This window comes from Stenotrophomonas sp. PE591 (assembly GCF_018320795.1).
Classification (GTDB): domain Bacteria; phylum Pseudomonadota; class Gammaproteobacteria; order Xanthomonadales; family Xanthomonadaceae; genus Stenotrophomonas; species Stenotrophomonas maltophilia.
In genome coordinates this window covers 60,842-75,306 of the sequence record NZ_JAAOKO010000002.1, presented here as the reverse complement: position 1 = coordinate 75,306, position 14,465 = coordinate 60,842, and the positions used below count along the sequence as shown (strand labels likewise).

9 protein-coding genes are annotated in these 14,465 nt (G+C 68.4%); 2 read left to right on the top strand and 7 right to left on the bottom strand.

Annotated elements, in window-relative coordinates; genetic code table 11:
- Positions 1-65: 65 nt before the first annotated feature.
- From JLDANKMP_RS05520 to pilG, 7 genes are all read right to left on the bottom strand, one after another.
- Positions 66-530, bottom strand: a complete 465-nt coding sequence (locus JLDANKMP_RS05520) for a chemotaxis protein CheW (protein WP_005410712.1) — start codon at positions 528-530, stop codon at positions 66-68.
- Positions 527-1,852 (bottom strand): chemotaxis protein CheB, encoded by a 1,326-nt coding sequence (locus JLDANKMP_RS05515; RefSeq protein ID WP_212560698.1) that lies wholly within the window; start codon positions 1,850-1,852, stop codon positions 527-529. The genes JLDANKMP_RS05520 and JLDANKMP_RS05515 overlap by 4 nt, the downstream gene beginning before the upstream one ends.
- On the bottom strand, positions 1,839-8,516 hold the full coding sequence (locus JLDANKMP_RS05510; RefSeq protein ID WP_212560697.1) for an Hpt domain-containing protein: 6,678 nt from the start codon (positions 8,514-8,516) through the stop codon (positions 1,839-1,841). The genes JLDANKMP_RS05515 and JLDANKMP_RS05510 overlap by 14 nt, the downstream gene beginning before the upstream one ends.
- A gap of 100 nt (positions 8,517-8,616) precedes the next feature.
- A complete protein-coding gene (locus JLDANKMP_RS05505) occupies positions 8,617-10,653 on the bottom strand; it encodes a methyl-accepting chemotaxis protein (RefSeq protein WP_005410715.1) in 2,037 nt (678 codons plus the stop codon).
- Between the two features lie 41 nt (positions 10,654-10,694).
- Positions 10,695-11,225: a chemotaxis protein CheW gene (locus tag JLDANKMP_RS05500; RefSeq protein ID WP_005410716.1), complete on the bottom strand. Its 531-nt coding sequence runs from the start codon at positions 11,223-11,225 to the stop codon at positions 10,695-10,697.
- Complete coding sequence (locus JLDANKMP_RS05495; RefSeq protein WP_005410717.1) at positions 11,225-11,587, bottom strand: response regulator; 363 nt, start codon at positions 11,585-11,587, stop codon at positions 11,225-11,227. Before JLDANKMP_RS05495 ends, JLDANKMP_RS05500 begins: the two co-directional genes overlap by 1 nt.
- Positions 11,588-11,605: 18 nt before the next feature.
- On the bottom strand, positions 11,606-12,007 hold the full coding sequence (gene pilG / locus JLDANKMP_RS05490; protein ID WP_005418455.1) for a twitching motility response regulator PilG: 402 nt from the start codon (positions 12,005-12,007) through the stop codon (positions 11,606-11,608).
- Positions 12,008-12,247: 240 nt separating this feature from the next.
- Here pilG and gshB point away from each other — a divergent pair, with 240 nt between their 5' ends.
- Both gshB and JLDANKMP_RS05480 read left to right on the top strand, forming a co-directional pair.
- On the top strand, positions 12,248-13,195 hold the full coding sequence (gene gshB / locus JLDANKMP_RS05485) for a glutathione synthase (RefSeq protein ID WP_005410718.1): 948 nt from the start codon (positions 12,248-12,250) through the stop codon (positions 13,193-13,195).
- The gene (locus JLDANKMP_RS05480) at positions 13,195-14,079 is read left to right on the top strand and encodes an energy transducer TonB (protein WP_212560696.1); all 885 of its coding nucleotides are present in this window, start codon (positions 13,195-13,197) and stop codon (positions 14,077-14,079) included. Before gshB ends, JLDANKMP_RS05480 begins: the two co-directional genes overlap by 1 nt.
- The last annotated feature ends 386 nt before the right edge of the window (positions 14,080-14,465 follow it).

Below are 14,465 nucleotides of genomic sequence, written 5' to 3'. Positions count from 1 at the left end.
CGAGGGATCACGAGGTTGCCGGCCAGCGGCCGGCACTACCGGGAACCCGACCGGCGGATTGCCGATCAGGCCGCCAGCGAATCCAGCGCGGCTTCCAGCGCATCCAGGTTCGGCAGCAGCGCGCTCTGCTCACCCAGCAGCACGCGCATGTGCACGATCTGCGGCAGGGTTTCCTCGGAAGCATCGGCCAGCAGGCCATCGCGCGGCACCGAGATCAACTGCGGGAAATTCTGCGTCAGCAGCGCGTAGTACGGGCGCTGCGCGTTGCCGCTGAGGGCCTTCAGCACGACGACCTTGTTGTGGCCGCCCACGGCTTCCTCGCCCAGGCCGGAAAGGCGCGCGAACGACACCAGCGGCACCTGCCAGCCGTGCCAGCCGATTTCGCCGACCAGCCAGCGCGGGGCGTCGGAAACCGGCTGCACCGGCACCCGCGACATCATTTCGGCCACGGTGGCATTGGGCAGCAGCACGCGCTCGTTGCCGGCCTGGATCAGGACGCCGCGGATTTCGTCATTGCTGGCATAGCTCATGGTGCCTCTCCGTTATCGTCTTCCACGCCCCAGCGCGCGGCGATGGCCTGCGCCAGTTCCTGTGGCTCACCCGCCACCATGCCAGCGGCGACCACCGCCGTGGCTGCGGCAGGGTCATAGCAGCCCTCGCCGACCTGCCCGGCCACCCAGGCACCGGCGGCGGCCAGATCCAGCGCCGGACCCACATGCGCAAGGTCGGCGCCGCTGAGCAGGACCAGCGCAGTGTGGTCGGCCGGCAGCCCGGCAATCGAAATGCCTTGCGCGTCGCTGACGAAATGCAGGCCGTCGCTGGCTGCCTGCACGCCGATGTCATCGGCCAGCACGTGCACTTCACCGGGTGTTGCACGCTGGCCGGCTTCGGCCAGCTGCACCGGCAGCGGCGACACCCGTGCCATCTGCTTGACCAGGTTGCCGTAGCGGCCACCGTCCAGGCGCATGTGCACCAGCACCGGCACGCTCAGCGACGACGGCAGCGCACCGAGCAGGCGGCGCAGCGCATCCGGGCCGCCAATGCCGGCCAGCACGAGCAGCGAGCCGGCACGTGCGCCCGCAGACGCCGCAGTGTCCAGGTCCACCAGGCTGAGGTGATCGGTATCGAAGGACGGCAGCGGGGCTTCCATCGCGGCGCTGTACCCGGTGGCTGCGGGTGCGTCTGCTACGTCCTCGACCAGCGACCACGCGGTGTGGTCGAAGGACACCGGAGGCGTTGCCGGTGCGGCAACCGGCTGCATCGGCGCTGCCTCCAGCGGCTCCGCCACCACCGGCTGCAGCGCGGCCAGTGCCTGCTCCAGCGCGATCGGTTCGTGCAGGTGCGCCGGTGGCGCATACAGGCTGTCCGCCGGCACCTCGTCGGCCCAGCTCAATGCCTGGTCCAGATGCGGCTGGAGCGCTTCTTCCCGTGGTGCCGGCGGCGGTGCCGGGTGACCCGGTTCCAGCTGCAGGGCGGGTTCGTCTTCCGCACCCGGCGGCAGCACCTGCTGGTGGCCGTGCAGCTTGGCGGCCAGATGGCGGCCCCAGCGCTGTGCCTCCCAGCCATCACGGCGCGCCGCCAGCTCGGCTTCGTCGAAGACCAGGGTCAGGCCTGGTGCGGACAGCACCGCTTCAAGCCGCTCCAGAGCATCCTCGATGGCCGCTTCCAGCGCGATCACCACGAACTGTGGACGCGCGTCCTGCAGCAGCTGCGGCTCCAGGCCGTTGGGGTCGTCTTCCAGCACCAGCTGCACATCGGCATGCGACAACGCCTCGCGCAGGCGCTCGCGCGCCGCGCCAGGACGGGCCAGCAGGGCGACGGCCGGGGCCGCCTGGGCTTCACTCACGGACACGGGCGATCCCCAGCAGGTCGTACACGTTACGCATCAGGTCCAGCTCCTGGTACGGCTTGCCCAGGTAGCGCTGCACGCCGATCTCGAAGGCGCGCTGGCGGTGCTTGTCGCCGCTGCGCGAGGTGATCATCACGATCGGCACGTCCTTGTAGCGCGGGTCGGCGCGCATCGCGGTGGCCAGCTCGTAACCATCCATGCGCGGCATCTCGATATCCAGCAGCATCAGGTCGGGCACGCGTTCTTCCAGGCGCTCCAGTGCTTCCACGCCGTCGCGGGCGACGCTGACCTCGAAGTTGTGGCGTTCGAGGATGCGCCCGGTCACCTTGCGCATGGTCAGCGAATCGTCCACCACCATCACCAGCGGCACCTGGCGCTCCTGGCGTGGCGCGTTGGCCAGCACCGGCAGCGTCGGGTTGGCGAGGAAGCGGCGCACCAGCGGCGCGACGTCCAGGATCACCACCACGCGGCCATCGCCGGTGATGGTTGCACCGTAGATGCCCGGCACCGACGCGATCTGCAGGCCGACCGGCTTGACCACGATTTCGCGGTTGCCCAGCACCTGGTCGATCGCCACGGCGGCACGCAGGTCACCAGCACGGACCAGCAGCAGCGGTACCTGGTCCTGGCCATCGGCACGCGCCGGGGCCTGCCCGACCAGGCTGCCGAGGTCGTACAGCGGATAGTCCTCGCCGCTGTAGCGATAGCTGCTGTCGGCCGCTTCGAAACGCTCGCGCGACAGGCGGCCGATGCCACTGACCGATGCGACCGGCACCGCAAAGGTGGTTTCGCCGATCTGCACGAACACCGCCTGGGTGACCGCCAGCGTCTGCGGCAGGCGCAGGGTGAAGCGCACGCCCTGGCCCCGCACTGACTGGATATCGACCGAACCGCCCAGCTGGCGCACTTCGTTGCGCACCACGTCCATGCCCACGCCACGGCCGGCCAGCTGGCTGACCTGGTCGGCGGTGGTGAAACCAGAGGCGAAGATCAGGTTGTCCAGTTCCTGCTCGTTCGGCTGCGCATCGGCAGCCAGCAGGCCACGGTCGATGGCGCGGCGGCGGATCGCCTCGCGGTCCAGGCCGGCGCCGTCGTCGGCCACTTCCAGCACGATTTCCGAGCCTTCGCGGTGCAGGCGGATGGCGATCTCGCCCTCCTCCGGCTTGCCGGCGGCGCGGCGCTGTTCCGGCGCTTCCAGGCCATGCGCCACGGAGTTGCGCAGCATGTGTTCCAGCGGCGCGACCATGCGGTCGAGGACGTTGCGGTCCAGTTCGCCGTGGGTACCTTCCAGGGTCAGGTGGACCTGCTTGCCGGTATCCATGCCGGACTGGCGGACCACGCGGCGCAGGCGCGGCACCAGACCGTCGAACGGCACCATGCGCGCGCGCATCAGGCCATCCTGCAATTCCGAGCTGACGCGCGACTGCTGCTGCAGCAGGGAGTCGTACTGGCGCGACAGATCGTCCAGGACGCCCTGCAGGCCGCCAAGGTCGGCGGCGGACTCGTTCAGCGCACGGCTGAGCTGCTGCAGGGTGGAGAAACGGTCCAGTTCCAGCGGATCGAACTTCTGGTCCGCCTGGTCCTGCTCGCGCTGGTAGCGGGCGACGATCTGCGCCTCGGTTTCCAGGTCGAGTCGGCGCAGCTGGTCGCGCAGTCGCGCATTGGTGCGCTCCAGTTCGGCCATGGCACCACGGAAGGCACCCAGCTGCTGTTCCAGACGCGAGCGATAGATCGCCACTTCACCGGCATGGTTGACCAGGCGGTCGAGCAGGTCGGCGCGCACCCGCACCTGCTCCTGCTGCGGACGCGCCAGCGGATCTTCGTCGGCCACGCCTTCGGCCGGCAGTGGTGCCGACAGCGGGGCATCGGCCGGCGTCGTCAGCGGGCCCACAGCCTGTGCCGGCACGGCCTCGGCCTCGCTGGCCGCACGCGCGGCCGCAGCGGCCGCCGCGATATCGGTGGTGGTGCGGACCTCGAAGGCCTCCACCAGGTCCTGTGCAGGCGCCACCACGCGGTGGGCACCGGTCCGCGTCAGCAGCTGGTGCAGGCGGTCGAAGCCGCGCTCCAGCAGCTGCACGTCGCGGCGTTCGATCTCGGTGCGGCCGGCCGCCACGGCTTCCAGCAGGGATTCGATGCTGTGGCCAAGGTCGCCGATGGCATTGATGCCGGCCATGCGTGCGCCACCCTTCAAGGTGTGCAGGTCACGCTGCAGGCCGGCCAGCACCTCGCGATCCTGAGGCGCATTGCGAAGCTCGCTGATCAGGCCATCGCAGTGGTCGAGCAGATCCTTGCCTTCCTCGACGAAGATGTCGACCAGTTCGCGGTCGTACACACTGAAGTCGAGCGCATCGGCGCCATCCGCGGTGTCTTCCAGGGTGGAGGCTTCATCGTGGAGCGGCGCCCGCTCTCCGGCGTCGGCCTCGGCAGGTTCGGCATCGGTATTGGCCGTGCCGTGCCCCGGCGCTTCTTCCAGTTCGAAGAACCGCACCGGCTCGGCGGTGGCCTGCAGTGCTTCGGCAGCGCTCACCTCGTTCACCGTCGCCGGGGACGGCTGATCGGCGCTCTCTCCTTCGCCGACCGCCGCCTCCCCGCCGACGTCCGCATCCTCGGCAAAGGCTTCCGCCTCGCCCGGCGCGAGTTCGCTGGCCTGGAGGCCGAGCACGGGCCATTGCCCGTCGTCGTCCAGGGTCTGCTCTTCTTCGATCACGTGCAGGCCGGCCTCGAGCGCGGCTGCCAGCGTGACCGGTTCTGCAAAACCCGGCGCAGCCATTTCATCCTGCAGGCTCGACAGCCCGCTGTCGAGTGGCAGTGCAGCAGTGGCGTCAATGTCGCTGTCATCGCCACTGCCCGAATCAAAGGACAACGGCGTATTCAGGTCGATCGCGTCAACTTCCGCAGGCACCGGCCGCTCTTCCGCGTCGCGGTCATCCACCGGCAGCGCACTGGCGTCGAGGTAGGGCGACAGATCGTCGGCCATGGTCAGATCAGCGTCGTCGACCGTCGCGATCGTGGGCACGGCATCTGCTTCGGCCACTTCGACAACAGGCGCACTCTCGACCGGCTGGATCGATTCAATCGCGCCGGTGTCCGCCACGGCAGGTTCACCTTCGCCCGGCACCGACGGCCAGCCGGCGTCGAAGTAACGCGAAAGATCGTCGCTGGCGGTCAGCTCGCCCACGTTCAGGCCGCTGTCGGCCGCGATGTCCAGCGTCTGCGGGTCGGTTGCAGCTGGAACCGGTTCCAGCGCATCTTCGGCAAGCGGCTGCGGCTCGGCACTGAGATCGGGCGCCGCGTCGAAAGCGGACGCCATGCTGGTTTCGTCCAGCGTGTCCAGCCCGGCCAGCGGCGCTTCGGCTTCGGATGCCTGCCCGGCATCAGGCGCCAGCTCGATGCCCTCTTCATCCTCGTCCTCCAGCCCGACCATCGGCCAGCGCGCTTCCGGCAGTTCACCGGCCAGCGCCTGCAGGCGCTGTACCAGCGCTTCCTGTGGCGTGATGCGCGGCTGCTCGGCCTGCAGCGCTTCCATGGTCGCGGTGATCGCCTGCGCGGTCGCATCCAGCGCGGCCACGCCCTCGTCGCCCGGCACCACGTCTGCAGCCAGCGCGCGCTTGATGTAGGACTCGGCACCGCCGGTAACGGCAGTGATTTCCGGCACTTCGGTCATCGCGAAGGCGCCGTTCATGGTGTGCACCGCACGCAGCAGTGCGTCGCTGACCGGCTGCGGCGCCTGCTGCGCCGAGCGCAGCCAGTCCTGCAGGGTCGCCTGGTGGACTTCCACTTCGGCTTCCAGGATCTCGCGCAGCACGCTGTCGATGTTGGCCGGCGTGCCCAATGCTTCAGGCGCCGGGTCCGCATCGGCTTCAGCCTGCACCGACGCCATTGCTTCGGCTTCGAGAATGCGGCTGATCTCGTCCTCGCCATCGGCTTCGACCACCGGTGCGGCGGGAGCGGCCGCAACCGGCAGCGGTACGTAATAGGTTTCCTCACCCGCGCCGACGCGATCGGCAATGGCCTGCATCGCCTGCAGGTCCACGCTGATCCGCTGGCCATGACGCAACGCGGCGTTCAGCTGCGGCAGCGCGGCATGCGCGTTGTCGACCATGGCCAGCACGGCTGGCGTCGCCGGGCGGCTGCCGTCGAGCACGCGGTTGAGCATGCCCTCGATCTTCCACGCGAATTCGCCCAGGGTGCGTGCACCGACCAGTCGGCCACTGCCCTTGAGCGTATGGAAGATGCGGCGGATGGGACGCAGACGGTCCATGTTGTCCGGCTGCATGCGCCATGCCGGCAGCAACGTTCCGAGGTTGGCCAGTTCGTCGTCGAACTCTTCCAGGAACACCTCGCGGATGTCCTCGTCGATGTTCTCGGCATCGTCGTCGAAGCCGGCCTCGAAGCCGGCGTCTGCATCTTCCGCGCTGCCCACGGCGACTGGCGCTTCCGCATCGGCCGGCGTCGGGGTCGCCTGCGGATTGAAGTCCGCGGCGGCAGCGCTCAGCTCGGCAAAGAACTGCGCGTCGGCTTCGCTGAAATCAATCGGTGCGATGGTGTCGATGTCGATCATCGACACCGCCGCTGCCGGCACATCGGCAAGCGGTGCGGGCGCTTCCACCGGCACATCCACAGGGGTGATGTCCGGCTCTGCGGCAGCCGGGCTCTCTTCCACCACCGCAGGGGCAGTGGCATCGACGCTCTCCAGCGACGGATGCAGCCCGGCAGCGTCCTCCAGCGACAATGCCTCCATCGCATGCAGCGACAACACGTCGTCGGCATTGTCCAGCGCATCGGCATCGAAACGGAACACGACGTCGTCACTTGCAGAAACCGCGTCATGTTCGGCGGCCACCGGGTCGAACCCCGGTGCGGCATGCGCGCCGGTCTCGATGGACAGCGAGGCGTCGGCGGCGTCCTCTACGTCCAGGCCGCTTGTCGCATCGGACTGCACTGGCAGAGCCGCCTCCGACAGCGTCCACTGGGTGGCGGCGCCCTGCCCTGCATCAAGCTGTTCGAAACTGACCGGATCGAAGCTGGCAAACGTCGGACTGCGCTCATCGTCCGCTGGAGCGAGCGGATCGGCCTCAGGATGGAACGGTGCCAGATCCCATTGCGGGACCTCGGGTGCAGGTGCACTGGAGGCGGCAAAGACCAGCGGTGCATCCGACTCGTCACGCAGCGACAGCGGCGCGGAGGCGACGGATTCCAGCCCACCGAACATCAAGCTGTTGTCCGCCGCTGCAGGCGAAGGCCTGGGCGGTGGCGGATCGAAGGTGAAGTCCGGCAGCGGTACCGGCACCTCACCGGGTGCCGGCGCGGCCGACTGTACCGGGATCTCGATGTGCTCTGGCTGCAGTGCCTCGCCCTGCAGCACGACCGGCTCACGCTCGATCGACTGCGGCACGGACGCTGCCGGCTCAGCCGCATCGTGGTCCGGCAACGGCCAGTAGCGCAGCGCCTCAAGGCTGCTGCGGGTGATGTCGAGGATGTCCTCGCGACCCGGACGACGGTCGCGCAGGGCTTCCAGGTAGTACTCCAGGCTGGCCATGGCGTCGGCCAGGGTGTCCAGCTGGCGGCCACTCGGCACGCGCTGGCGACCGATCAGCTCGGCTTCGATGTACTGCTGCACACCGCGCAGGTAATCGGCGGCGGTACCCAGGTCGAGCATGCGCAGCGCACCGGACACATCGCCCAGCAGGCGCGGCACATCCTGCAGCTCGGCATGGTTCCAGCTGGTTTCAATGAACGCGACGAAGTGCTCGCGCGCGGCGGCGAAGTTGGCGATGGCCTCGTGCGCCAGCACCTCTACCGTGCGCCGGTTCTCCACTGCGCTCGGATCGTCCTGGCCACTGCCGCCGGCGCCCAGGTGGGCGACCTGGTCATCCAGCGACGCATCCACGTAGAGCAGCGCCCCGGCGATATCCAGCAGCAGGTTTTCGTCGATCTGCTGGCGGCCCTCGACCACGCCACGCAGGGCATCACGTTGCTGCACGACCACGCCGCGGGCCACGCCCAGGCCCATCATGCCCAGCGTATCGGCGACCGCACCGAGCTCGTTGGCCTGGGTCTGCAGCTGCTCCGGCGCACCGCCGGTACGCAGGTGCAGGTCCAGCGCATCCTTGATGCGCAGCAGTTCTTCCTTCACTGCACTGCCCACGGTATCGAGCAGCTCGCGGTTGCGCCCGCTCAAGCTGCCACGGGCATGGTCCAGCTCGGCCTCGGTGGCAGTGATGCTGTCCGGTGCGAATGCCAGCAGCACGCTGTCATGCACGCCCTCTTCGCCACGTGCGGCACGGATCTCATTCAGCAGCGGCATCAGCACGATCGGGATGTCACGGTGACCGTTCTGCAGGCGCTCCAGGTAATCGGGCAGCAGCACGCTGCCACGCATCAGGGTCGCGCAGGCTTCATCCCGATCGGCCACGCCACCGGCGCCGATGGCATTGGCCAGCTGTTCCAGCTCCTCGGCCACCATGGCCGGGGCGTACAGCTCGACCATGCGCAGGGTGCCCTGTACCTGGTGCAGGTAGCCGGCACAGATGCGCATGCGGCTGGCGTCGGTCGGGTCTTCCGCGTAGTACTCGACTTCGTTGCGCACCTGGCGCAGGGTCTCGTCCAGCTCGGGCTTGACCCAGCCCAGCGCTGCGTGGCTCATCGCATCGCGCAGACTGCTCATGGACGCGCTCCGTTCGCCGCCGCGCGGAAGCCGCGCGAGTTCTGGCGTGGGGAATGGAAATGCTTCATCGACTGGTTCCTTGCTCGCCGCCCTGCCCGCGTCACGCCGGCAGCTTGAAGTCGGCGACCGAACGACGCAGGTCGGCCGCCAGCTGCGCGAGGTGGCCGATCGATTCGGCGGTCTGCCCGGCACCCTGCGAGGTCTGGCCGGTGATCTGCCGGATCACGCCCATGGTGCGGGTGATGTCCGAGGCCGCAGCCGACTGCTGCTGGGCGGCGATGGAGATGTTCTTGATGAGGGTGTTCAGTGCATTGGACACGCGCTCGATCTCGGTCAGCGCGGTGCCGGCGTCCTCGGCCAGGCGTGCACCGGACACCACTTCGGCGGTGGTCTGTTCCATCGAGGTGACCGCTTCGTTGGTATCGGCCTGGATCGCCTGCACCAGGTTCTCGATGCGTCGGGTCGCGCCGGAGGTACGTTCTGCCAGGCGCTGCACTTCGTCGGCCACGACCGCGAAACCGCGACCCGCTTCACCGGCCGACGCCGCCTGCACTGCCGCGTTCAACGCCAGGATGTTGGTCTGTTCGGAAATGTCGTTGATCAGTTCCACGATCGAGCCGATTTCCTGCGACGACTCACCCAGGCGCTTGATGCGCTTGGAGGTTTCCTGGATCTGGTCACGGATCTGGTCCATGCCCTGGATGGTCTCGCGCACCACGCCGGCACCTTCGGCGGCGATCACCACCGAACGTTGTGCCACGTCGGCCGACTCGGCCGAGTTGCGCGACACCTGTTCGATGCTCGCCGCGATTTCGCCGATGCGGTCCGACGCCGAGGTGATCTGGTTGGCCTGGTGGCCCGCCGCCTCTGCCAGCTGCATGGCGGTGGCCTGGGTTTCCTGGGTGGACAGCGCGACCTTGGCCGAGGTGTCGTTGATGGTGGTCACCAGGTGGCGCAGCTCGTCGACGGCGTAATTGATCGCGTCGGCGATGGCGCCGGTCATGTCCTCGGTCACCGAGGCCTTCACCGTCAGGTCGCCCTCACCCAGCGAGGAGATTTCGTCCAGCAGCCGCATGATCGCCTGCTGGTTGCGGCTGTTGAATTCCACCTGGGTCTGGTAACGCAGTTCCTGCTCGCGCGAGCGGCTGCGCACGTTGGTGGAAACGAAGCCGATGATCGCGATCAGCGACAGCGCACCGGACACCACACCGATCCAGAAGTTCGGGAACAGGCGGGTGTCAGACACCGAGCCGAATGAGGAGAACGCGTCGAACAGCTTGCGGCTGTCATCCAGCATGTGGGCCGAACCCTGGCCCAGCGCGGTGGCTGCGGACTGCGCCGCGAACAGCTGGCGCGAGCTGGCCAGGATCGCGTCAGCGTCCTGCTTCATCGCTTCCCACTTCTGCTGCGACTGCTCCAGTGCGGCGACGGCGGCGGCACCGCGCACGGCGGTGATGCCCAGTTCCTCGTTGCCGTTGCGCAGGCCGTCGAGCACCTGCGAGAACACGGTGATGTCGCGTGCCAGTGCATCGCCGGACGTCGCTGCGGCGCTGCCACCGGCGCGCATTTCGGTCACGCGACGGGCCATCGAGCCGGCCACCACCACCTGCTGCAGGGCGCTGTACACCTGCGACGACGGCGCGCCGGAGGCCGACATCGCACGCACCAGCTCGTTCAGCTGGGCCTGCAGGCCCGGCACCGCACCGGTGAAGTTGTTGGCGTTGCCAGCCAGCGCCAGCACCGCCGGTTCACTGGCGACCAGCTGCCCGGCCTGCTTGCCCAGCGGCGCCCAGGTCTCGCCCAGGGTGGCGATGGCACCGGACACGCCCGGCTCTTTGCCGTAGCGCCCCTGCAGTGTCGACACGTTCTGTTCGATCGCGTTGCGGGTCGCCTTGAAGGCGGTGAACGCCTGCGCGTTGCCGCCCACCGCGTCACGGCCCTGGTTGGCCAGCTGCTGCGACAGCACCTGCAGGTCGGCCGCCTTGGAACCGGCATCGGCCAGGCGACTGCCCTGCCAGGTGGCGACGCCGGTGTTGACGCCGAACAGGATCATCGATGCCAGCAGCAGGAACAGCCAGAGGTTGCTGCCGCCCAGCCGCAGCTTGCCGGTCTTGGTGGCGTCCGAAGCAGTACTCATCGTTCAACCTCGATCTTCAGTGCAGGGGGCGATGCCCGGCCTCAGGCCGCGGCTTGCCGGAATTCAGGGGTACGCGACAGCAGCGAGAGGGAGAACACGCCCCAGTCGTGGCCGTCGGCGTGGAAGGCGCGATCGACGAAGTGGCCGTAGCGCCCTTCGGCCAGCGTGCCGGCCGCGATCTGCTGGTCCAGTTCAAAGCTGCGCTGGCCGAACAGTTCATCGATGGTCAGGGCGACGTCGCCGCCGGCCTGGCGCATGATCAGCACGCGCTGGCCTTCCTGCTGCACGGTACGCGTGCCTTCCAGGAAGTACTTCAGGTCGACCACCGGGAACAGGTTGCCGCGCAGATTGCCCACGCCCAGCAGCCACGGCTGCGCGCACGGCACCGGGGTCACCGGCGGCATCGGCACGATTTCCACCACTTCGCGGAAATCGGACACCAGCCGGCGCTGGCCGACGCGGTAACCCACGCCACGCCAGAGGTCCTGGGCGAACTGCCGCTCGGGCAGCTGCACCGCGTGGGCCAGGCTGCGCCGTTCGTAGGCTTCGAGAATGTCGAAGGGCGAGCGCATCAGGCCACCAGTTCGTTGATCCGCGCGATCAGTTCATCCTCGCGCGGCGGCTTGACGATGTAATCGGCCGCGCCCTGGCGCAGGCCCCATGCCTTGTCGGTTTCCATCGCCTTGGTGCTGACGATGATCACCGGGATGTGCTTGATGGCCGCATCACGGGCCATCGCGCGGGTGGCCTGGAAGCCGCTCATGCCGGGCAGGACCACGTCCATCAGCACCAGCTGCGGCACCTGGTCGCGGACCAGCTGCAGTCCATCCTCGGCATTGTCCGCCTCCAGCACCTCGTGGCCGGCACGGCGCAGCCACTGGGTGAACACCGCGCGGTCGGTCGGTGAATCCTCGATCAGAACGATACGAGCCATTGTGCCTTTCCCCCCTGGTCAGGCGTTGACGTATGTGCGGATGGCACCCAGCAGTTCTTCACGCGTGAAAGGCTTCGTCAGGTACTGCTCCGAGCCGACGATGCGTCCCCGCGCCTTGTCGAACAGGCCATCCTTGGACGAGAGCATGATGACCGGGGTCGCCTTGAACAGCTGGTTGCCCTTGATCAGCGCACAGGTCTGGTACCCGTCCAGGCGCGGCATCATGATGTCGACGAAGATGATCTGCGGCTGCTGGTCTGCGATCTTCGCAAGCGCTTCGAAGCCGTCGGTGGCGGTGACCACCTCGCAGCCTTCGCGCTTGAGCAGCGTTTCCGCAGTCCTGCGGATGGTCTTCGAATCATCGATGACCATCACCCGGAGTCCTGCGAGTTCCCCGCCCGCAGTCGTGTTTTCAGTCATTGCCTATCCCCAAGCGCACGGCCCGATCTCTGGCGGGGGCCGCTACGAAAGCGTATCTATATCGCACTTTCCGCGCCCGCTTCAAGGCCGCCCCATGGCGCGGGGCATGGCACCCGCCTGAACGTGACGGGTTTCGCAATGCGTGCGCGACCGCCGGGCGGACGCTGCGTTGCAGGACGGCGGGGAGGCGCGCGAGCGGCGTTGCCGCTACCATCAACGCCTTGCCTGACAGGTGCGCCCATGCCGTTGAACGTCATCGTGGTGATGGATCCCATCGCCCACATCAAGATCGCCAAGGACACCACCTTCGCCATGCTGCTGGAAGCCCAGCGCCGCGGCCATGCCCTGCACTACGTGCGCCCGGGCGGCCTGGCCCTGGAGGGTGGCGTAGCGGTGGCCCAGACCGCGCCGCTGCAGGTGCGCGACGACCCGGCCGGCTGGTATGAGCTGGGCGCGTTCAGCCGCACCGAGTTCGGCCCCGGCCAGATCGTGCTGATGCGCAAGGACCCGCCGGTCGACGCCGAGTACATCTACGACACCCAGGTGCTGGACGTGGCCGCAGCGGCTGGCGCCTGCGTGGTCAACAACCCGCAGGGCCTGCGCGACTACAACGAGAAGCTGGCCGCGCTGCTGTTCCCGCAGTGCTGTCCGCCGACCCTGGTCAGCCGCGACGCGAAGGTCTTGAAGGCCTTTGCGCTGGAGCACGGCCAGGCCGTGCTGAAGCCGCTGGACGGCATGGGCGGCCGCTCGATCTTCCGCAGCGGCCAGGGCGATCCGAATCTGAACGTGATTCTGGAAACCCTGACCGACGGCGGCCGCAAGCTGGCGCTGGCCCAGAAGTTCATTCCCGACATCACCGCCGGCGACAAGCGCATCCTGCTGGTCGATGGCGAACCGGTGGACTACTGCCTGGCGCGCATCCCGCAGGGCGATGAATTCCGCGGCAACCTGGCCGCCGGCGGCCGTGGCGAAGGCCGCCCGCTGAGCGAGCGCGACCGCTGGATCGCCGCCCAGGTCGGCCCGGAGATGAAGCGCCGCGGCATGCGCTTCGTCGGCCTGGACGTGATCGGCGATTACCTGACCGAGGTCAACGTGACCAGCCCGACCTGCGTGCGCGAACTGGACGCGCAGTACGGCCTGAACATCGCTGGCACCCTGTTCGACGCACTCGAGGCCGGCCTGCGCTGATGTCTGCCGCACCTGCCGTCCTGCCCCCGCCGCCGCGCGAAGCGCAACGGCTGGGGGCGACCATCGCGCTGTCGGTGCTGGTCCACGCCCTGCTGATCCTGGGCGTGGGCTTCGCCGTGAAGGGCGATGCGCCGCTGGTGCCGACACTGGAAGTCATCTTCAGCCAGACCCGCACCGTGCTGACCCCGAAGCAGGCCGATTTCCTGGCCGCGGCCAACCAGGAAGGCGGTGGCGAGCACGACCGCGCACAGCGTCCGCGCGACAACCAGGCCGGCATCGTGCCGCAGGCCCAGTCCGGAATCAGCCCGGTTCCACAGCAGCAGCAATCGGCCGCGCCGGTTCCGCCGCCACAGGCACGGGTGGTCAGCAGCCGCAATGGCGAAGAGGTGGTGGCGCAGGCGCAGTCCCGCCCCACGCCGGATCAGCCCGAACCGGATGCGCCCTTGAGCGCACGCGAACAGCGCGACGTGGAGATGGCGCGGCTGGCTGCCGAAGTACATCTGCGCTCGGCGCAGTACGCCAAGCGCCCGAACCGCAAGTTCGTGTCGGCCAGCACGCGTGAGTATGCCTATGCCAATTACCTGCGCGCCTGGGTCGACCGTGCCGAGAAGGTAGGCAACCTGAATTACCCGGATGAGGCGCGGCAGCGCCGCCTCGGCGGCCAGGTAGTGATCAGCGTGGGCGTGCGCCGCGATGGCAGCGTGGAGAGCAGCCGGATCCTGCGTTCGAGCGGGACGCCGCTGCTGGATGAGGCCGCCCTGCGGGTGGTGCAGCTGGCCCAGCCGTTCCCGCCCTTGCCGAAGACCGAGGATGAGATCGACATCCTGCAGGTTACCCGTACGTGGGTGTTCCTGCCGGGCGGCACCCTGCACGACGACCGATAGGGTTTTGGTGCCCGGGCCTGCGGCCCGGGACCCGCTGGAAGGCTAGAGCAACGGCAACAGCAACAGCGGCGGTTGGGCCGTGGGTTTGGCGGGGCGGTGTGGGCTTGCAGGACACGCCGTAAACCCGTCCCTGGGGGCTCGATGGCGCCTTGCTCGTGTGCGCTGTCCTGCGCACACGGCAAGACCGGGGTTGGGCGTCCTGCCCAACCCGCCCGAGGCATGCCTCGGGCCCATGGCGCCAACGGTCCTGCAAGCCCACACCGCCCCACCTCTGACAGATCGCGGCGCATTTTTGCTATTGGTAGGTGTCGACCTTGGTCGACACACATCCACGCTACGCGTGGATGCGAGCGAAGCGATCCGCTTTTGACTTTGATTTTCTTTTT